At 40.4% G+C, this 18,758-nt stretch carries 19 protein-coding genes and 2 tRNA genes; 18 read left to right on the forward strand and 3 right to left on the reverse strand.

Translation table 11 applies throughout. The features are described 5' to 3' along the window. The first annotated feature begins 64 nt into the window (after window positions 1-64). Together HMPREF2926_RS02850 and HMPREF2926_RS02855 are read left to right on the forward strand one after the other, a co-directional pair. Window positions 65-138 (forward strand) — tRNA-Arg (locus HMPREF2926_RS02850). A 19-nt stretch (window positions 139-157) separates the two neighbouring features. Next, a tRNA-Pro gene (locus HMPREF2926_RS02855) sits at window positions 158-231 on the forward strand. A gap of 96 nt (window positions 232-327) precedes the next feature. Here the strand turns inward: HMPREF2926_RS02855 and HMPREF2926_RS02860 are convergent. Both HMPREF2926_RS02860 and recX read right to left on the reverse strand, forming a co-directional pair. Further along, window positions 328-861 (reverse strand): nucleoside tri-diphosphate phosphatase, encoded by a 534-nt coding sequence (locus HMPREF2926_RS02860; RefSeq protein WP_003005798.1) that lies wholly within the window; start codon window positions 859-861, stop codon window positions 328-330. A gap of 95 nt (window positions 862-956) precedes the next feature. Continuing rightward, a complete protein-coding gene (gene recX / locus HMPREF2926_RS02865; RefSeq protein ID WP_070586371.1) occupies window positions 957-1,739 on the reverse strand; it encodes a recombination regulator RecX in 783 nt (260 codons plus the stop codon). A 37-nt stretch (window positions 1,740-1,776) separates the two neighbouring features. On the opposite strand from recX, the gene rlmD reads away from it, so the two are divergent. The 14 genes from rlmD (at window position 1,777) to HMPREF2926_RS02935 (ending at window position 16,215) form a co-directional block, all read left to right on the forward strand. Continuing rightward, window positions 1,777-3,129, forward strand: coding sequence for a 23S rRNA (uracil(1939)-C(5))-methyltransferase RlmD (rlmD, locus tag HMPREF2926_RS02870; RefSeq protein WP_070586372.1), 1,353 nt, complete (start codon window positions 1,777-1,779; stop codon window positions 3,127-3,129). A 7-nt stretch (window positions 3,130-3,136) separates the two neighbouring features. Next, window positions 3,137-3,580: a cytidine deaminase family protein gene (locus tag HMPREF2926_RS02875; RefSeq protein WP_021152718.1), complete on the forward strand. Its 444-nt coding sequence runs from the start codon at window positions 3,137-3,139 to the stop codon at window positions 3,578-3,580. A 13-nt stretch (window positions 3,581-3,593) separates the two neighbouring features. Beyond that, window positions 3,594-3,827 (forward strand): DUF1858 domain-containing protein, encoded by a 234-nt coding sequence (locus HMPREF2926_RS02880; protein WP_003005810.1) that lies wholly within the window; start codon window positions 3,594-3,596, stop codon window positions 3,825-3,827. Then, a complete protein-coding gene (locus HMPREF2926_RS02885) occupies window positions 3,827-5,173 on the forward strand; it encodes a DUF438 domain-containing protein (protein ID WP_070586373.1) in 1,347 nt (448 codons plus the stop codon). Before HMPREF2926_RS02880 ends, HMPREF2926_RS02885 begins: the two co-directional genes overlap by 1 nt. Before the next feature lie 2 nt (window positions 5,174-5,175). Next, a complete protein-coding gene (locus HMPREF2926_RS02890; RefSeq protein ID WP_013903179.1) occupies window positions 5,176-5,430 on the forward strand; it encodes a DUF1912 family protein in 255 nt (84 codons plus the stop codon). Window positions 5,431-5,610: 180 nt separating this feature from the next. Beyond that, the gene (locus tag HMPREF2926_RS02895) at window positions 5,611-5,958 is read left to right on the forward strand and encodes a helix-hairpin-helix domain-containing protein (RefSeq protein WP_003011968.1); all 348 of its coding nucleotides are present in this window, start codon (window positions 5,611-5,613) and stop codon (window positions 5,956-5,958) included. 372 nt (window positions 5,959-6,330) lie between these two features. Further along, window positions 6,331-6,909 carry a flavin reductase family protein gene (locus HMPREF2926_RS02900; RefSeq protein ID WP_070586374.1) on the forward strand — a complete coding sequence of 193 codons (579 nt, stop codon included), beginning with the start codon at window positions 6,331-6,333 and terminating at the stop codon, window positions 6,907-6,909. Beyond that, on the forward strand, window positions 6,896-7,477 hold the full coding sequence (locus HMPREF2926_RS02905; RefSeq protein WP_070586375.1) for a GNAT family N-acetyltransferase: 582 nt from the start codon (window positions 6,896-6,898) through the stop codon (window positions 7,475-7,477). Before HMPREF2926_RS02900 ends, HMPREF2926_RS02905 begins: the two co-directional genes overlap by 14 nt. Before the next feature lie 11 nt (window positions 7,478-7,488). After that, window positions 7,489-7,959, forward strand: coding sequence for a ribonuclease H family protein (locus HMPREF2926_RS02910; RefSeq protein WP_070586376.1), 471 nt, complete (start codon window positions 7,489-7,491; stop codon window positions 7,957-7,959). A 13-nt stretch (window positions 7,960-7,972) separates the two neighbouring features. After that, on the forward strand, window positions 7,973-10,624 hold the full coding sequence (locus HMPREF2926_RS02915; protein WP_070586377.1) for a valine--tRNA ligase: 2,652 nt from the start codon (window positions 7,973-7,975) through the stop codon (window positions 10,622-10,624). 51 nt (window positions 10,625-10,675) lie between these two features. After that, window positions 10,676-12,193: an AAA family ATPase gene (locus HMPREF2926_RS02920; RefSeq protein WP_070586378.1), complete on the forward strand. Its 1,518-nt coding sequence runs from the start codon at window positions 10,676-10,678 to the stop codon at window positions 12,191-12,193. A gap of 1 nt (window position 12,194) precedes the next feature. Continuing rightward, a complete protein-coding gene (locus HMPREF2926_RS02925) occupies window positions 12,195-13,280 on the forward strand; it encodes a hypothetical protein (protein WP_141751767.1) in 1,086 nt (361 codons plus the stop codon). Window positions 13,281-13,342: 62 nt separating this feature from the next. Then, window positions 13,343-14,563, forward strand: a complete 1,221-nt coding sequence (locus tag HMPREF2926_RS02930) for a DNA cytosine methyltransferase (protein WP_070586380.1) — start codon at window positions 13,343-13,345, stop codon at window positions 14,561-14,563. Between the two features lie 77 nt (window positions 14,564-14,640). Next, window positions 14,641-16,215, forward strand: a complete 1,575-nt coding sequence (locus HMPREF2926_RS02935; RefSeq protein WP_070586585.1) for a hypothetical protein — start codon at window positions 14,641-14,643, stop codon at window positions 16,213-16,215. A gap of 69 nt (window positions 16,216-16,284) precedes the next feature. Here the strand turns inward: HMPREF2926_RS02935 and HMPREF2926_RS02940 are convergent, their stop codons facing one another. Further along, window positions 16,285-16,899: a TVP38/TMEM64 family protein gene (locus HMPREF2926_RS02940; protein ID WP_070586381.1), complete on the reverse strand. Its 615-nt coding sequence runs from the start codon at window positions 16,897-16,899 to the stop codon at window positions 16,285-16,287. Between the two features lie 182 nt (window positions 16,900-17,081). Here HMPREF2926_RS02940 and HMPREF2926_RS02945 point away from each other — a divergent pair, with 182 nt between their 5' ends. Together HMPREF2926_RS02945 and yqeH are read left to right on the forward strand one after the other, a co-directional pair. After that, window positions 17,082-17,609: a YqeG family HAD IIIA-type phosphatase gene (locus HMPREF2926_RS02945; protein ID WP_045759146.1), complete on the forward strand. Its 528-nt coding sequence runs from the start codon at window positions 17,082-17,084 to the stop codon at window positions 17,607-17,609. A 2-nt stretch (window positions 17,610-17,611) separates the two neighbouring features. Further along, window positions 17,612-18,718 (forward strand): ribosome biogenesis GTPase YqeH, encoded by a 1,107-nt coding sequence (yqeH, locus tag HMPREF2926_RS02950; protein ID WP_049472983.1) that lies wholly within the window; start codon window positions 17,612-17,614, stop codon window positions 18,716-18,718. Window positions 18,719-18,758 lie beyond the last annotated feature (40 nt).

Genomic DNA, 18,758 nt, shown 5'->3' on the forward strand with positions numbered 1-18,758 from the left:
GTTAGAGGTTCGACTCCTCTAGGGTGCATAGTCGCAAGGCTATGTAATAATTGAATAGGAACGAGCACCCTTAGCTCAACTGGATAGAGTACCTGACTACGAATCAGGCGGTTAGAGGTTCGACTCCTCTAGGGTGCATAAAGCGGTAGCTTTAGATCGGGAAGTAGCTCAGCTTGGTAGAGTACTTGGTTTGGGACCAAGGTGTCGCAGGTTCGAATCCTGTCTTCCCGATAGTGTATCGAAAAAGTCTAATGGTTGTCATTAGACTTTTTTTGTAGTTATTTTTTATTAATTTACAAGAAAAAAGAGCTTGCGCTCTTTCCAACTTTATTTATTTCGCAGTTCAACATAACGGTTATACCAAATTTTGATATATTCCTCAGAAAAGGGACCTTTGTTTTGGTTTATCCAATCTACTAGAACCTTAACATTTTCTTTTAAAATAAAGTCGATGTCATCTGAATAGTGCATTTTTTCTTTATGCTGCTCGTATTCTTCAACATCTAACAATTTTTTTTCACCATTGGTAAAGACCTTGACATCGAGATCATAGTCGATATATTTTAAGGCTTCTTGATCAATGTGAAAAGGACTTGCTAGGTTACAGTAGTAAGACACACCATTGTCACGGATCATGGCGATGATGTTAAACCAATATTTTTTATGGAAATATACGATCGCTGGTTCACGTGTAATCCAACGTCTACCATCACTTTCAGTCACAAGTGTATGATCATTTACTCCAATAATTGCATTTTCGGTTATCTTTAATACCATGGTGTCACGCCATGTACGGTGTAAACTGCCATCATGTTTATAACTTTGAATTGTAATAAAGTCGCCTTCTTTAGGTAGTTTCATAACTTACCAACTTTCTACAATCTAAGTATATCCTCTATATTGTATCATATTTTTTCAAATTTTTTCTTATTTTTCTATTTAATTTTCAATTTGGTTTATGAATCTAAGTATTCTCTAATAGCTGACGTTATATCACTATAATCGTATCCCTTTCTGGCCAGTGCTTGAGTTAAGCGTTGTTTGAGGTCATAGCCTTCATATTTTTTACTGTATTTACGGTATTGTTTTTCTAACTCTTTTAGAATGAGCTCATTGGTTGTTTCTTCATCTGTTTCGAGCTCGAGATTTTGGAATGCTATCTTTGCTTGATTGTAAGCAAAACCTTTTGAAATGAGTGTTTGGATAATTTTCGTTTCAATGGCTTTTAACGGATATTTTCCTTGGTATTTTTTTAGGAGTTTTATTGCGGTACGGTCGATCACTTCTGAAAAATCATAGTCTGCAAGAGTTTCTTGAAGGACAGATTTTGGGATCCCTTTTTGTTGAATTTTTTGTTGTAATAAGGCAGGGCCCTTATCGCCACTGAGAAGGTTGGCCTCTATCAGGTTTCTTGCATATTGACGATCATCTAACCACTTGTCTTCTTTTAGGTGTTGGACCACTTTATCAATAATGCCACTATCAATCTCATATTTTGTCAGGTAGTCTCGGACTTCTTTTGTTGTTCGAGCTTTAAAAGAAAGATGGTAAAGGGCCAGGTTTTTACCATAGGAGTATTGAGCAAACTCTTGGATTTCTTTTAGTTCTTCTTCACTGATTTCTTTATCTTTGGAAAGGAAATATTTGACGATGGTGTCTTCTGTAATATAAAGTTTTTGATCATTGTCTAATTCTAGGAGGTAGAGTCTTTTTTTCTTTTCTAGTTTTGTAATTTTCATGTTTTTATTATACCGAAAAATGTGTTAAGATAGGGATATGAACGTTAAAGTAAAACAAAAAATTCCTTTGAAAATTAAACGAATGGGAATTAACGGAGAAGGGATTGGCTTTTATAAAAAAACACTTGTCTTTGTGCCAGGTGCTTTGAAGGGAGAAGATATCTTCTGTCAAATTACAAGTGTTAAGAAAAATTTTGCGGAAGCCAAACTCCTATCTGTGAATAAGGCGTCTAAGTTTCGTGTGACGCCCATGTGTGATATCTATGAGACCTGTGGTGGCTGTCAAATCATGCATTTGAAGTATGACAAGCAGCTGGAGTTTAAGACAGATTTATTGCAACAGGCCTTGAAAAAGTTCTCACCTGAAGGATTTGAACAGTATGATATTCGGCCGACAATCGGAATGCAGGAACCGCTTTACTATCGGGCAAAATTGCAATTTCAAACAAGGAAATTCAAGGGCCAGGTGAAGGCAGGACTCTATGCTCAAAATTCACATTATTTAGTTGAATTAAAAGATTGTTTGGTTCAAGATCCGGTTATTCAAGCTATTGCCAATGATCTAGCGGATTTATTGACCTATTATCAGATTCCGATTGCTGATGAGCGTAAAGAACTGGGTGTCAGAACCATGATGGTTCGACGGGCGCGGAAGTCTGGTCAAGTTCAGATCATTGTGGTCACTAGTCGTCAGATTAACATAAATAATTTGGTGCAAGACTTGGTCACGAAACACCCTGAGATTGTCACAGTTGCCGTTAATAAAAATACGTCTCGTTCCAGTGAGATCTATGGGGAACAAACGCAGATTATTTGGGGAGAAGAGGCCATTTTGGAAGGTGTTTTGGATTATGAATTCTCCCTGTCTCCTCGAGCCTTTTACCAGTTGAATCCGGAACAAACTGAAGTATTGTATAGTGAGGCTGTCAAGGCTCTAGATGTTTCTCCAGAGGATCACCTGATTGATGCCTACTGTGGGGTTGGAACGATTGGGTTTGCTTTTGCTAATAGAGTGAAAAGTGTTCGGGGGATGGATATTATTCCTGAAGCGATTGAAGATGCCAAATACAATGCTAAATGGATGGGATTTGAGAATACCCACTATGAGGCTGGTACAGCAGAAGAGATCATTCCTCGCTGGTACCAAGAAGGCTATCGGGCTAATGCTGTGATCGTGGATCCACCTCGTACGGGCTTGGGGACAAAATTAATCGAGACCTTGTTGCACTATGCACCTGAAAAGATGGTCTATGTCTCTTGTAATGTCTCTACTTTGGCACGGGATCTAGTGGCTTTGACGAAGGTTTATCAGGTTGAATACATTCAATCAGTGGACATGTTCCCCCATACTGCACGGACAGAAGCAGTTGTGAAATTAGTGAAGAAGTGAAAGAAGAATGGATATTTGGGAAAAACTTTATCTTGAGGCGAAAGCTCTCTATGCGCCTCAAGAGGTTTCAGATTTTGTCTATGCTCGACATGTGGTTGCTGCTGTTGAGGCTGCAGATGGTCAGATTTTTACGGGCTTTTGTATGGAAGGAACTTGCGGCGTCTTTCATTTATGTGCCGAACGAGCGGCCCTTTTCAATATGTATCAACAATCAGGACAAACTAAGGTCAAGCGCATTATTGCTTTTCGAGACAAACCTCCTTATGGAGAAGGTTCAGGGATGCCTTGTGGGGCCTGTCGCGAATTTCTCCTTGAGCTAGATGCAGAGAATCGTCATCTAGAATTTATGGTGGATTATGAAAGTCGCAAGACCATTACTTTAGGTGAACTGATGCCTCTTTGGTGGGGGGAAGAACGGGCTCGTCAAAGAGAAAATAAAGGGAATGAGTAGAGGAAATAGAAAAATGGACAATGTTATTGATGTATCGATTCCAGTTGCTCAAGTCATTGATCAACATCCGGAAGTATTGGATTTGTTGGTGGAGTTGGGCTTTAAACCCTTAGCTAATCCGATCATGCGCAATACAGTTGGGCGCAAGGTTTCTTTGAAACAAGGATCAAAATTAGAAGGTACGCCTATGGAGAAGATTGTGCGAACACTAGAGGCTAATGGCTATGAAGTAGTGGGGCTAGACTAATGAGTGATGAACGAATTCACGTCTTAAGAGATATCTTATTAGAGCTTCATCATGGAGCTTCCCCTGAGTCGGTTCAGGAGCGCTTTGATGCGACCTTTGCAGGGGTTTCTGCGATTGAGATCTCTCTTATGGAGCATGAACTGATGAACTCCGATGCAGGGGTTACTTTTGAAGATGTTATGGAGCTTTGTGATGTCCATGCCAATCTCTTTAAGAATGCGGTTCAAGGGGTCGAAGTAGCAGATACTGACCACCCAGGGCATCCTGTTCAAATCTTTAAACAGGAGAACTTAGCCCTTCGAGCCGCTATGATGCGGGTACGTCGCTTGCTAGACAATTATGAGACGACTGAGGATCCTGAGATGGTTCAGGAGATTCATAAGGGCTTGTTACGTCAGCTGGGCTTGGTGGGTCAATTTGACCGGCATTACCGTCGTAAGGAAGAGTTGATGTTTCCGATTATGGAAAAATATGGTCATGATTCCCCACCAAAAGTGATGTGGGGAGTAGATGACCAGATTCGGGAACTCTTTGCTAAAACTTTGGATGCGGCAAAGAAATTACCGGATTCTAGTATTTCTGAAGTCAAGGAACGCTTTGAAGCCTTTGCGCAAGAGTTTGAGGGCATGATCTTCAAGGAAGAGTCGATCCTCTTGATGATTTTGCTGGAGTCCTTTACCCAGGATGACTGGCTCTCCATTGCAGAAGAAAGTGATGCTTATGGTTATGCCATTATCCTTCCGAGTGAAAAGTGGGTGCCAAAACGCGTTGACTTCAAAGAGGAAGCGTCTGAAGAGTCAGAAGGTTCAACTGAATCGCTTTCTTCTTCAAATGGAGATGAGCACCGTCAGGTCATTGAGACTCCTGAGGGGCAGTTGACGATTACCTTCACGCCTAAGAAAAAAGAAGAGAGCTTCGACCGCAAGCAACCACAAGCTTTTGGCCATGGATTTTTATCGGTGGAGCAAGCGAATTTAATCTTGAACCAGTTACCAATGGAGATCACCTTTGTCAATAAGGATGATATTTTCCAATATTACAATGATGCTGCGCCTTTTGAGGAAATGATTTTTAAGAGGACGCCATCGCAGGTAGGACGCAATGTTGAGCTGTGTCACCCACCGAAATATTTGGAGAAGGTCAAAGCCATCATGCAGGGGCTTCGTGAAGGGAAAAAAGACAAGTATGAAATGTGGTTCAAATCAGAATCGCGTGGGAAATTTGTCCATGTCACCTATGCAGCAGTGCGTGATGAAGCGGGAGACTTTCAAGGCGTCTTGGAATATGTTCAGGACATTCAACCTTATCGGGAGATCGATACGGATTTTTATAGAGGAATGGAATAAAGATGAGTTACGAAACAGAGTTTATGAAGGAGTTTGAGGAGTGGATCAAGACCCAAGTCATGATCAATGAAATGGCTCTTGAAGAAAGTAAAAAAGTTTTTGATGAAGACCAGGATGAACGAGCTAAAATCGCTATGATTCGCTATGAAAGCCGTTTGGACGCTTATCAGTTCTTGCAAGGGAAGTTTGAAAATTTCCATGCTGGAAAAGGATTTCATGATTTACCAGATGGCCTCTTTGGTGAAAGAAAATATTAAAAACACCTTATTGAAGGCGTTTTACTAGCTAGATTTACCTGAAAATTGAGCAATGACTTGATTTTTTAGGGGATTGTGATACAATAAAAAAGTTGAAATGACATCAACGGATTTTTGAATGGAATGATAGTGATGAAACCTTGTTGCCTTAGGAATTGATCACTGAATTTAGGAGGAAAAATGGCAAAGAAGAACGTAAACCGTGCGAAACAATACAAACATCAAAATAGACATCTTTTGAAAAAAGCTGTCGCAACTGTAACTGCAGCTGTGAAAGAAGCACCTAAAAAGGTTGAGAAAGCTACAAAAGCAGTGGCGAAAGAAGTGAAACAAGCGGCTTCTTCAGTGGAAGAATTTGCTGCAAGTTTGGAAGGTGTGGCACTTGATCGTGCGCAAACATTCTATGATGAAGGTATTCGCTCTGTTGCGGACTTCGCAAACTGGACAGAAAAAGAGTTGTTGGCCCTTAAAGGAATCGGCCCAGCTACAATCAAGAAATTGAAAGAACTAGGCGTTAAATTTAAATAATCGCTTTTGTGATTTCTTGCTATTTCCAGGAAAACTTGATAAAATGAACCTATTAGAGGTGTTTTGAATCCCACATTTTACAGAAAGTGGCGGTGCTGAGAAGTCCACAAATGTGTCAAAACTGGTTGCTAATGGATGAAATTAAAAAATGAATAAAGACCTTTTTGTTTCCTTTTAGGACTAGGAGGCGAGTTGCAGGCTGTACTCAAGTACGCCAAGACGAGCTAACGACGTCATAAAAGTGAAACAAGAAAATTAAAGATGCGGGCTTTGCCCGAACTTGGGTGGTACCGCGGATCAACACATTCGTCCCTGTCAGATTGATGACAGGGGCGATTTTTCTTTTTGCAACCCTGGCTGAAGGAGCTTGTCATGAAACAATCTTTTAACACTAGTAAACTCTACTATGGCTTTCCGATTTTCATCTTGGGGTATCAGGACCAGAACTTTGGGCATAATATCACGACCTGCAGTTCCTCTTATAGCTTGGGAGATTGGCTGGTCATCGGGGTTGGTGCTGAGGAAAATGCGGCTGACCAGATTAAGCATTACCAACAGTTCACTGTGAACATCCCTGATGAAAACTTTATGCTGGAGATGGAGCAGGCTGGCTTTATCAGCCATCGGGAGAAATTGAAACACCTAGGGCTGGACTACGAGATTTCTGAACGGACTCAAGCTCCGATTTTAGAAGCTTGTCCAGTCGTTTTGGATTGCCAGGTAGATCGAATTATCGAGGAAGATGGCATCTGCCATATCTTTGCCAAGATTATAGACCGTCTGGTTGATCCAGAACTCTTGGATGACAAGGGACATTTTAAAAATGACCGTTTTGCACCGACTTACTTTATGGGGGACGGCCATCAGCGCGTTTATCGTTATCTAGACGACCGAGTCGACCCCATGGGAAGCTTTATGAAGAAAGCGAGGAAGAAGAATGACAAGAGCTGAGTTGCCAGATAAAATCGAAACGGAGCGTCTGGTCTTACGAGTCCGAACAGTGGCGGATGCTGAGGACATCCATGCCTACGCCAGTCTTCCAGAAGTCTCTTACCCAGCAGGCTTTCCACCCGTCAAGACCTTGGAAGACGAGATCTATTATCTAGAGCATATCCTTCCCGATCGCAATCAAAAAGAAAATCTTCCAGCTGGTTACGGCATTGTGGTCAAAGGAACCGATAGAATCATTGGCTCTGTTGACTTCAACCATCGCCACGAAGACGATGTGCTGGAGATTGGCTATACCTTACACCCAGACTATTGGGGCCGGGGCTATGTGCCCGAAGCAGCACGTGCCTTGATTGATTTAGCTTTTAAAGAATTGAACCTACACAAGATAGAATTGTCTTGCTTTGGTTACAACCTTCAAAGTCAACGAGTCGCTGAGAAACTTGGCTTCACCCTTGAAGCTCGTATCCGTGACCGTAAAGATGCCCAAGGCAATCGTTGTGATGATTTGAGATACGGCTTGCTGAAGAGTGAGTGGGAGGATAAAGATATAATTGGAATTGATATTTAGGGGTGTAGATAATGAACGAAAAAATAATCTATTTTGATGCAAGTACGATTGGTCATAACGGTAATAACGATAGAGAACAAACTAAAGTAAATGTTTTGGACGAATCAAAAGCTCCATTACTTTTAAGTTTAGATATATCAGAATATCGTACTAGCCCTTATGGTGTCGAAAGTGTTGATGATAAAAGTGGCATAGCAATTTTAAAAGAAGGATTAACAAATAATCATGGAGAATTATTAGCGCTATTCTTTGCTATGAAAATCGCGGAACGGATTCAAGCAAAAGTTATTTGTGGAGACAGTAATAATGCGATTCAATATTGGTCAAAAGGACAGTATAATAAGAAAAATATCAAAAATTATGAAACTATTGAATTGATAGAAAAAGTAACTAAACAACGTAATAATTTTGAAAAATCTGGGGGAGAAATTAGGAAAATTTCAGGAGATTCTAATCCCGCTGATTTGGGCTATCATAGATAAAAGGAGAACACACATGTCTAAAGAACTTTCACCTAAATACAATCCAGCCGAGGTTGAGGCTGGTCGTTACCAAAAATGGCTTGACGAAGATGTTTTCAAGCCTTCTGGCGATCAAAAGGCTAAGCCTTATTCTATCGTTATTCCACCACCAAACGTAACTGGTAAACTTCACCTTGGTCACGCTTGGGATACAACTTTGCAAGATATCATCATCCGTCAAAAACGCATGCAAGGTTTTGATACGCTTTGGCTTCCTGGTATGGACCATGCTGGGATTGCCACTCAAGCTAAAGTAGAAGCCCGTTTGGCTGAGGACGGCATCTCTCGTTATGACCTGGGTCGTGAAAAATTCCTTGAAAAAGTTTGGGAATGGAAAGACGAGTATGCCACTACTATCAAGGAACAATGGGGCAAGATGGGGCTCTCTGTAGACTATTCTCGTGAGCGTTTTACCCTTGATGAAGGGTTGTCAAAAGCCGTTCGTAAGGTCTTTGTAGAGCTCTACAAGAAGGGCTGGATCTACCGTGGTGAATTTATCATCAACTGGGATCCAAAAGCCCGTACAGCCCTTTCTGATATCGAGGTGATTCACAAGGATGTCGAAGGTGCCTTCTACCACATGAACTACATGTTGGAAGACGGTTCACGTGCTCTTGAAGTAGCAACAACTCGTCCTGAGACTATGTTTGGGGATACTGCTGTAGCGGTTAACCCAAATGATGACCGTTATAAAGATTTGATTGGTCAAAATGTTATCTTGCCAATCTTGAACAAGCCAATCCCAATCGTAGGGGACGAACACGCAGACCCTGAATTTGGTACTGGTGTGGTGAAGATCACTCCTGCCCATGACCCTAATGACTTCTTGGTTGGTCAACGTCATAATCTTCCGCAAGTCAACGTTATGAACGATGATGGTACCATGAATGAATTGGCTGGCGAATTCAACGGCATGGACCGCTTTGAAGCTCGTAAGGCTGTTATCAAGAAGTTAGAAGAAATTGGTGCCCTTGTTAAGATTGAGAAGATGACCCACTCAGTTGGTCACTCAGAGCGTACAGGAGTTATGGTTGAGCCACGCTTGTCTACGCAATGGTTCGTGAAGATGGATCAATTAGCTAAGAATGCCATTGCTAACCAAGACACAGACGATAAGGTAGAATTCTACCCACCTCGTTTCAACGATACCTTCCTTCAATGGATGGAAAATGTTCATGATTGGGTAATCTCACGTCAGCTCTGGTGGGGTCACCAAATCCCTGCATGGTATAATGCTGAGGGTGAAATATACGTTGGCGAAGAAGCGCCAGAAGGTGACGGATGGAAACAAGATGAAGATGTCTTGGATACTTGGTTTAGTTCAGCCCTTTGGCCATTCTCAACTATGGGCTGGCCGGATGTCGACTCAGAAGACTTCAAACGTTACTTCCCTACATCAACCTTGGTAACAGGATACGACATCATCTTCTTCTGGGTATCTCGTATGATCTTCCAATCATTGGAATTCACAGGCCGTCAGCCATTCCAAAACGTTCTGATTCACGGTCTCATTCGTGACGAGCAAGGACGCAAGATGTCTAAGTCACTCGGTAACGGGATTGACCCAATGGATGTTATCGAGAAATACGGTGCCGATGCCCTTCGTTGGTTCCTTTCAAACGGTTCTGCACCAGGGCAAGACGTGCGTTTCTCTTACGAGAAAATGGATGCGTCATGGAACTTCATTAACAAGATCTGGAACATCTCTCGCTATATCCTTATGAACAATGAAGGGTTGACCTTGGATGTGGCTCGTGAAAATGTGGCTAAAGTGGCTGCTGGTCAAGCAGGTAACGTGACAGACCGCTGGATTCTCCACAACCTCAATGAAACGATCGGTAAGGTCACTGAAAACTTTGACAAGTTTGAATTCGGTGTGGCTGGTCACATCCTCTACAACTTCATCTGGGATGAGTTTGCGGACTGGTATGTTGAGTTGACTAAGGAAGTGCTTTATAGTGATAATGAGGCCGAAAAAGTCATCACTCGTTCTGTCCTTCTTTACACCTTGGATCAAATCTTGCGTCTCCTTCATCCAATCATGCCATTTGTGACTGAAGAAATCTATGGCCAAATCTCTGAAGGAACGATCGTGACTGCGGAATACCCAGTGGTTCGTCCAGAGTTTGAAAACGAAGAAGCAGCAGCCGGCGTTGAAGCTCTTAAAGATGTGATTCGCTCTGTTCGTAACTCACGTGCAGAAGTGAACGTAGCGCCAAGCAAGCCAATCACTATCTTGATTAAGACAAGCGACAGCAAGCTTGATGCCTTCTTCAATGATAACGTCAACTACATCAAACGCTTCACAAACCCAGAACACTTGGAAATTGCAGCAGATGTCAAAGTACCTGACTTGGTTATGTCAAGCATTATCACAGGCGCAGAAATCTACTTGCCACTCGCTGACCTTCTCAATGTCGAAGAAGAATTGGCTCGTCTTGAAAAAGAATTAGCCAAATGGCAAAAAGAACTCGACATGGTTGGTAAGAAGCTCTCTAACGAACGCTTCGTAGCCAATGCCAAACCAGAAGTCGTCCAAAAAGAACGCGACAAACAAGCCGACTACCAAGCGAAGTACGATGCGACTGTTGCACGTATTGATGAGATGAAGAAGTTGGTTAAGTAGTGTGGAAGTGATTTAATTTCTATAACTGAACAAAAGAAGTGGAGCGGATATATGGATTCGATTAGACTTAAGAATTTAAGAAGCCTTGTAGATACTGGGGATATTGAAATTAAACCATTAAATATTATTTTGGGGTCTAATAGCTCGGGTAAAAGTACTTTTCTACGTTTTTTTCCTTTATTAAAACAAACTATTAATAGAAAGATTCGAGGTGTTTTGTTTTGGAGTGGTTATGATCAAAACGACGTAGATTTTGGTGATTTTGACACAGCGGTTAATAATCAAAAGGGACACGATAAAATGGAATTTTCATTTTCATTTGACGTTTCTAAGAACGAAATAATAAAATACGCTCGTTTTTACAAATTAAACAAACGATCCTTTTTTGAAAAAGTACCTAAATTCAACAAAACAACTATTTCAATTTGTTTAGAAAAAAATAAAAGTAATGAATTAGAGAGAATTTCAAGAGTAACTATTTCTATATTGGGTGAAGACATAACGATTGATGTGCAAAGTAAGAAAATAAATATAGGTGATAGAGAATATGGATTACTTACTTCAGATAATGGATATATACATAGATTAGATAGTGTTTTTCAACTAAATAATTTACTTGATTCAGAAGAGATTCTCGAAAAAGAATTAGGAGACATAATTAATGAAATAAACAGTGATGATATACCGACCTTTTGGGAATATCATGATATTATAAAAAGAGATTTGGAAAAGTTATTTAAAGTAAACCATGATAATGACGAGTTTGAAATTATAAATGTTAAGGAATTATCAAAAAACGAGTTAATAATTTATAAAGATATACTACTGATTAAATTTTTGGAGATAATTCTGAAGATTTCTGATAACTATATCACGTCCTATTTTAATAAGTCTGTTTATATTGCTCCTATTAGAGCTACTGCTGAAAGATATTATAGGCTAAGAAATTTATCAATTGAAGAAGTAGACTCTAGTGGTGGGAATCTTGTTGACTTTTTGTATAATCTTGATAATGAAATGTTTCAACAATTTCAGAAATGGACAAATGTATTTTTAGGCTTCCAAGTAGAAAAAGATGTAATAGGTTACGATGGTATTAATAAAGGATATGTGTCTATTTATATTAGAAAAAGTGGTGATCAAAACCGTTATAACCTGTCTGATACTGGATTTGGCTATAGTCAAATCCTTCCAATTGTAACTCAACTTTGGTTTATTGCTAATAATCCGAAGAAAAGATTATATTTATTGAGATACCCTACTACAATTATTATTGAACAGCCAGAGCTTCATTTACATCCAAAACTACAAAGTAAGCTGATTTCAGCGATATGTAGTTTGGCTAATCATAATTTCCGATTTATTATTGAAACTCACAGTGAAACAATTATTAACAAAATTGGAGACTTAATCTACAATAAAAAAATAGGAAACAAAGATGTAAACATACAAATTTTTTCAAAGAGGAATGGGAAAATGGAAACAATCGTTGAGTCCGCATCATATGATAAGGAAGGATTTCTTAAAAACTGGCCTATTGGATTCTTTGATGAGGGGAATTATCTCTAAAATGATATTTGAAATTCATAAAAGTTGTCTGCAATTATTAGCAGAGGAAGATCCAGACGTATGTTCTATGCTAAATAGTTTAGCGACAAATAGGAGAAAGGGATTAAACGTAATTATTGCAGATCGTGATGTGCTAGATTACTTAAAAAACTGTACACTTCTTGAGGTTAATGCTCAGAGGTTATTTGCTTATCTAAGAAGAAAAAGTCACGAAACAAAAGAATTAAAAAAAGTTGTAAGTAGATACTATACAATTGTTGCTAATAATAGTATCGAATGTGATAATTGTCATATTATTACAGTATCAGATATTCTTAAAAATGAGTTTTCATCGAAAACACAACTTTTAGTTGAAGATTCGACCGACTTTGATTTTTATCACTATATTGGATTGTATTTTGCCTCTAAAAATAGAATTAATTATCACCTTTCGTTTGATATAGTCCCCGGAGGTGGACAAAATTCTGCTACTATTCTTGATGGGTTAATTAAGCAAGAAAATAGATTATTACTCGGTATATTTGATGGCGACCAAAAATATCCCGGGGATACAATAGGTGGAACGTTAAAAGCTGTACTAGAGATAATAGACTCAAAAGATAGAAAGTTTTTTGAATGTATTTCATTAGCTGAGCAGGGTGTCCATGAAGCCGAGAACTTAATTCCGTTAAAACTCATTGAAGAAATATATGATAGTAGAGAAATTAATGCACAAAATACTATAAAGTTTTTAAATAGATTGTATGAGGAAAGATCAAATTTGTATTTTTACTTTGATATGAAAAAGGGTATCTACCAAGCCAATAAAACATATACTGATGAATATAATGCTTGTTGGAAAGATTGTGTTGAATCATTTAAAGTAAGTGAAACTTTAAAAAGTTTATATATTTCAAAAGTTATTATTAGTCGATGTGATTTATTGAAAAAAGTCATTGGATACCTTCCTGATAAGAGTTTAGGGAACTGTGATGATTTAATTTTCATATTTGAAAACTTTGTAAAAGATACATTTGTCGATTCAAAATGGACCGCCATTGGAAAAGAAATTTTTACTTGGGGTTGTGTTGGTAGAAGAATTTCATAATGTTGTTTTTATATAAGCTGTTATACTATTTAGTTATATATTTTTAGAAAGCAGGTTACTACATGACAAATTCTGTAAGTTCGAACCGATCTGAGAAGTACAATATTGCAGCTTTCTTCTCAGGTGTTGGGGGAATTGAGTTGGGATTTGAACAGACCAACGAGTTCAGAGTGGTGTATGCCAATGAGTTTGATAAGTATGCGCGTCAGACTTATCAGTTAAACCATCCAGATACCTATTTGGATGATCGCGATATTCACGATGTTCAGCCAGAGGATATTCCGGCTGAGCGCGTGGATGTGATTATGGGAGGTTTCCCTTGTCAGGCCTTTAGCATTGCGGGTTACCGCAAGGGCTTTGATGATGATCGTGGCGATCTTTTCTTTGAGTTGCTTCGCATGATTGAGGGGCGTAAACCTCGTGCCATCTTCATCGAAAACGTCAAGAACATGGTCGGTCATGACCATGGCAATACCTTCAAAGTTATTCGTGAAGCCTTGACCGAGAACAACTACTTCATCAAGTGGAAGGTTCTCAACGGGAAAGACTATGGAAATATCCCACAAAACCGTGAGCGTATTTACATTGTCGGTTTTGATACAAAGGAAGCTTATGACTTGTTTGAATTTCCAGAGGAAATCAAGCTCACGACTTCTCTTCAAGACGTCATTAACTTCGGCGATAAGCTTGATGAGATTTACTACTATCGTGAAGGCAAGCAGAATTTCTACGATCAGTTGAAGTTTGAAGTGACTAGTCAAGATACGGTCTACCAATGGCGTCGCCAATATGTCCGTGAAAACAAAAACGGTGTCGTACCTACCTTGACAGCCAATATGGGAACAGGTGGACATAACGTTCCATTGATTTTGACAGATAGTGGCGAGATTCGGAAGTTGACTCCCAAAGAAACCTTTAATGTCCAAGGGTATCCTAAGTCCTTTAAAATCCCAGAAGGGGTTTCCAATGGTCAGCTCTACAAACAAGCTGGAAATAGCGTAGTTGTTCCCGTGATTAAACGTATCGCGGAAAATGTTGCCAAAGCTTTGAATGAAAGTCAAGGGCCGTCTCAACTGGATCGCTCAGGAAAATTTGCCATCATCTACACCAAGATGAATGGTCAGTTTGAAGGCCAGTCTTATGTGAAAGATTTTGTCTCTACTTATGAGGAAGCAGAGAAGAAGATTGCTTCCTATGAGGATGGGCTTGCGATTTTATCCGACGAAGATTATTTCAGATTGGTAAAAAAACGTGGGAATTTAGAGTTTTACAGCATTATTTAACGAATTATATAAGTAAGGGGACTAGTGAAAAACTAGTCTTCTTTTGATATACTTAAATAAGAAGTGAGGATTGAATGATGTGGGAACACCTAAAACAAGAACAAAAGGAAAAATACAAGACGCTCATTACCAATTTTGCTAGTCTGAGTGAGGCCTTTTCTCAAAAGGCAGAAGCCGAAGATTCTAATGATCGAGAAAACTACGTTGCTCCGATTGTCAATTCAAAATTCCAAGAGACTGTTTTCCAAAAAGCTTTTCATGCGGTTGGGGAGGATATTGCCAACACCTCTTATGATGCTTCGCTGGTCGTTGACGAGCAACATAAATATTTGGTTGGGATTAAATCCTTTGGTTTGGACTCAGGGGATCAAAAAATTGCTCAGTTCAAGAAAGATTCACAGTCTTGGAATGAGTTGTTGAGTGAAATTCGATTTCATGCTGATATTTCACCGGACAAGGAAACAGCTGATAAAGAAAATGATGCCCGCTATGAAAAACTGGCCCGTGAGATTGCGACCTTGCGAAATCAACGGATTGAATCATCTAAAGCACTCATAAAAGGATTTCATTCTGATGCTGGTCATGTAGAAGCCGTCTATCATGTCTTGATGCCGACCTCGAAGGGACACAAGCCTCAGATCCATGTAGGAGAGACGACTTATTTGCCCGTTGATCTGGACCATCTCAAAATTTTAGGATCAACAACCAAGAACAATCCGACAAATTTCCGTTTTACGGACGGCCAGCATGACTACAAATACACGGCTGCAGATAGTCAGCTCCATATGACCTTTAGGAATAGGGAGATTGTGGTTGATACTTGGGATGTGAATTATGTCGAGGATCCCTTTTATCTTTTTGAACACCTTCACTTATTGACCTCAGAAAAAAGTGATTCGGAAATTCTTGAAACCGTTTCTTGGGTGATCACAGACAAGCATGGAAATGTAGAAGAAAATTCTGGCTTTAATGCCTTTAATGGTGGATCAAAGTTGGCCAAGAAGGACCGCTTGCCACGGATTTTAAAGATTCAGGAAAAATTTAAAGACAGTCTGGCTCCAGAAGAACTAGCTTTTGTGACTTTTTCTTTAGAAGAAATCCTCTTGAAAAAATGGTCTACCAAGGAAGAAAAAGCCCAGATGAAATCTATTCGCGAGGACTTGATTCGCTTTGTACACGAGACGGGGAATGAAAAACTAATCAAAGAAATTGAACAGCTGGTGTATCGTCCAGTCAGTGAAGTGTATATTCCTCTTCCAGACTCCAAACATTTTCATGAGGAGCGTCCGGACTTTTTTGGTAAAGATATTGGAAGGTTTGAGCCAGATACAAGTAAACTTGTGCTCCAAAAAGAAGAACGGACCTTTAAACTACGATTTTTATCATCAGGTGATGTGATTACGGCCTATATCAACCAAGAAGCTGGGAAGGCCATTCAATCAACTGATAAGCAAGAAATTCTTGGTAATTGGATTCTTCGTGGGGTCTTTCAGCTAAAAGATAGAGAGATCTTAACGGGTAAGAAACTGTCTCAGCTAGAAATCAATGGTATTCGTCTTTCCAAATACAAAAACGGTGAAATCGGCATTGATTTCATCTGGATTGATGTGGACAATCCTCCTGCAGATGCGATTGGTTGGGTTGCGAAATAGAGAGTAACAGACTATTCATAGAACTACAAAAACACCACCTCCTAGTCAATTAGGAAGTGGTGTTATGCTTTAGACCATTTGCCAGAAATAATCGATGATATAGGTCAGGCCATAGGTGTAGATGACAAGGGTGATAGGTTTGCAGAGGATGATGATAGTCATGTAGCGTTTGAAGGTCATATTGGTCAGACCTGCCAGCATACAGATGAAGTCGGCAGGACTAACTGGCCAGATCATCATGAAGATAAAGAAGCGATCGAACCGCTTGCCTTCATTGAGCCAGTTAATATACTTGTCGTAAGTCTTCTGACTGACCATGGATTGGACGAACTTAGGCCCGTACATTCTCGCAAGGTGAAAGATAATGGCACAGCCAATGACAATTCCGATGTAATTGTAAATGGTCCCGATAATATGGCCATAGATAAAGACACCAGCGACAGATGTCAGGGCGCCAGGAATAATAGGGACCACTGTTTGAAGGATCTGAAGAAAGATAAAGAGCGGTGGCCCGAAGATTCCGGCTTGCAAAATAAAAGCTGACAAGGTTTCTTTGGATTGAAGGATTCCAGAAAAGTAGGCCCAGATACAGAATGCAAGGGTTGCGAGGGCCCCAATGATGGATGACCAATTGATGATGCGCTGGAGAAGAGGTGAGACCTCTTTTAAGCTTGTTTGTTTCATAAAAAATTCCGAGTTCTTTTTCTTCTACTATACCATGTTTTTGGAACTTTGTAAGTATTTTGTCTATTTTTTGAGTAGTGAAAGCGACCTGATTGGAGTCTGTCGCTGTTTTAGTCGTGAAGCGGGTGCAAAATGGGCCTTTTTATGCTACAATGAAAGGAGTATAAAAAATGGAGAAAAACGTGTCAATCGAAAATTACAAACCAGATTTTGCGGTGGAAGCAGCTTATGATCTCACCGTTGCAGACTTGAAAAAACAGGGTATCAAGGCGGTCCTTGTGGATTTGGATAATACCCTGATTGCTTGGAATAATCCGGATGGTACCCCTGAGATGCGCCAGTGGTTGCATGACCTTCGTGATGGAGGGATTCGGGTTATCGTGGTGTCTAATAATAGTCCCAAACGGGTTAAGCGCGCTGTTGAGAAATTTGATATTGACTATGAAGCCTGGTCGCTCAAGCCCTTTACCTTTGGGATTGATCGTGCCCTCAAACGTTTCCACTATGAAAAAAATGAAGTGGTCATGGTCGGGGATCAACTGATGACGGATATCCGGGCTGCCCATCGTGCAGGCATTCGTTCGATTTTGGTCAAGCCTTTGGTCGAGCATGACTCGATCAAGACGCAGATCAACCGGGCGCGTGAACGCCGAGTCATGAAGCAAATGGCCGAGAAATATGGTCCGATTGTATACAAAAAAGGAATTTAAGAATGGAAGAATTATTCTGTATTGGCTGTGGAGCCCCCATTCAGACAGAAAACAAAGAGGGGCTAGGCTATACTCCCCAATCAGCTCTTGAAAAGGGCTTGGAAACAGGCGAAGTCTATTGCCAACGTTGTTTCCGTCTACGTCACTACAATGAAATCACAGATGTGCATCTGACAGATGATGATTTCCTAAAACTCCTTCACGAAGTAGGGGATAGTGACGCACTCGTGGTCAATGTAGTCGATATTTTTGACTTTAATGGCTCCGTCATTCCTGGCTTACCACGCTTTGTAGCAGGAAATGATGTCCTCTTGGTCGGGAACAAAAAAGATATCTTGCCCAAGTCTGTCAAGGACAGCAAGGTGACCCATTGGTTGATGGAGCGGGCTCACGAAGAAGGCATGCGTCCTGTCGATGTGGTCCTCACCTCTGCTCAAAACAAGAGCGCGATCAAGGACTTGATGGAAAAGATCGAGCAGTACCGCAAAGGCCGTGACGTCTATGTGGTGGGTGTGACCAACGTTGGAAAATCAACCCTCATCAATGCGATCATCCAAGAAATCACTGGGGATAAGGATATCATCACGACCTCTCGCTTCCCAGGGACGACACTGGACAAGATCGAAATACCACTGGACGATGGGTCCTACATCTACGATACACCAGGGATTATCCATCGCCACCAGATGGCTCACTACTTGACGGCGAAAAACCTCAAGTATGTCAGCCCTAAAAAGGAAATCAAGCCCAAGACCTATCAGCTCAATCCAGAGCAAACCCTCTTCTTGGGTGGCTTGGGACGTTTTGACTTTATTAAGGGAGAAAAGCAAGGTTTCACCGCCTTCTTTGACAACGAACTCAAGCTTCACCGAACCAAACTCGAAGGAGCGACTGCCTTTTATGACAAGCATGTCGGTGGCTTATTAACTCCACCTAATAGCAAGGAAAAAGAAGAATTCCCACCCTTGGTTTCTCATGAGTTTACCATCAAGGATAAGACAGACCTGGTCATCTCAGGACTCGGTTGGATCCGCGTCAATGGAGAAGCCAAAGTAGCCGTCTGGGCACCAGAAGGCGTCGCCGTCGTTACCCGCAAAGCTATCATTTAAAAAACAGGAAAAAATATATCTGAAGAGCGAACAAAGTGAG

It is taken from the genome of Streptococcus sp. HMSC078D09 (assembly GCF_001813675.1).
Lineage (GTDB): Bacteria > Bacillota > Bacilli > Lactobacillales > Streptococcaceae > Streptococcus.

Excerpts from the sequence above, each read along its gene's own strand:
- HMPREF2926_RS02860 (WP_003005798.1), bottom strand. The coding sequence starts at position 861 with ATGAAACTACCTAAAGAAGGCGACTTTATTACAATTCAAAGTTATAAA.
- recX (WP_070586371.1), bottom strand. The coding sequence starts at position 1,739 with ATGAAAATTACAAAACTAGAAAAGAAAAAAAGACTCTACCTCCTAGAA.
- rlmD (WP_070586372.1), top strand. The coding sequence starts at position 1,777 with ATGAACGTTAAAGTAAAACAAAAAATTCCTTTGAAAATTAAACGAATG.
- HMPREF2926_RS02875 (WP_021152718.1), top strand. The coding sequence starts at position 3,137 with ATGGATATTTGGGAAAAACTTTATCTTGAGGCGAAAGCTCTCTATGCG.
- HMPREF2926_RS02880 (WP_003005810.1), top strand. The coding sequence starts at position 3,594 with ATGGACAATGTTATTGATGTATCGATTCCAGTTGCTCAAGTCATTGAT.
- HMPREF2926_RS02885 (WP_070586373.1), top strand. The coding sequence starts at position 3,827 with ATGAGTGATGAACGAATTCACGTCTTAAGAGATATCTTATTAGAGCTT.
- HMPREF2926_RS02890 (WP_013903179.1), top strand. The coding sequence starts at position 5,176 with ATGAGTTACGAAACAGAGTTTATGAAGGAGTTTGAGGAGTGGATCAAG.
- HMPREF2926_RS02895 (WP_003011968.1), top strand. The coding sequence starts at position 5,611 with ATGGCAAAGAAGAACGTAAACCGTGCGAAACAATACAAACATCAAAAT.
- HMPREF2926_RS02900 (WP_070586374.1), top strand. The coding sequence starts at position 6,331 with ATGAAACAATCTTTTAACACTAGTAAACTCTACTATGGCTTTCCGATT.
- HMPREF2926_RS02905 (WP_070586375.1), top strand. The coding sequence starts at position 6,896 with ATGACAAGAGCTGAGTTGCCAGATAAAATCGAAACGGAGCGTCTGGTC.
- HMPREF2926_RS02910 (WP_070586376.1), top strand. The coding sequence starts at position 7,489 with ATGAACGAAAAAATAATCTATTTTGATGCAAGTACGATTGGTCATAAC.
- HMPREF2926_RS02915 (WP_070586377.1), top strand. The coding sequence starts at position 7,973 with ATGTCTAAAGAACTTTCACCTAAATACAATCCAGCCGAGGTTGAGGCT.
- HMPREF2926_RS02920 (WP_070586378.1), top strand. The coding sequence starts at position 10,676 with ATGGATTCGATTAGACTTAAGAATTTAAGAAGCCTTGTAGATACTGGG.
- HMPREF2926_RS02925 (WP_141751767.1), top strand. The coding sequence starts at position 12,195 with ATGATATTTGAAATTCATAAAAGTTGTCTGCAATTATTAGCAGAGGAA.
- HMPREF2926_RS02930 (WP_070586380.1), top strand. The coding sequence starts at position 13,343 with ATGACAAATTCTGTAAGTTCGAACCGATCTGAGAAGTACAATATTGCA.
- HMPREF2926_RS02935 (WP_070586585.1), top strand. The coding sequence starts at position 14,641 with ATGTGGGAACACCTAAAACAAGAACAAAAGGAAAAATACAAGACGCTC.
- HMPREF2926_RS02940 (WP_070586381.1), bottom strand. The coding sequence starts at position 16,899 with ATGAAACAAACAAGCTTAAAAGAGGTCTCACCTCTTCTCCAGCGCATC.
- yqeH (WP_049472983.1), top strand. The coding sequence starts at position 17,612 with ATGGAAGAATTATTCTGTATTGGCTGTGGAGCCCCCATTCAGACAGAA.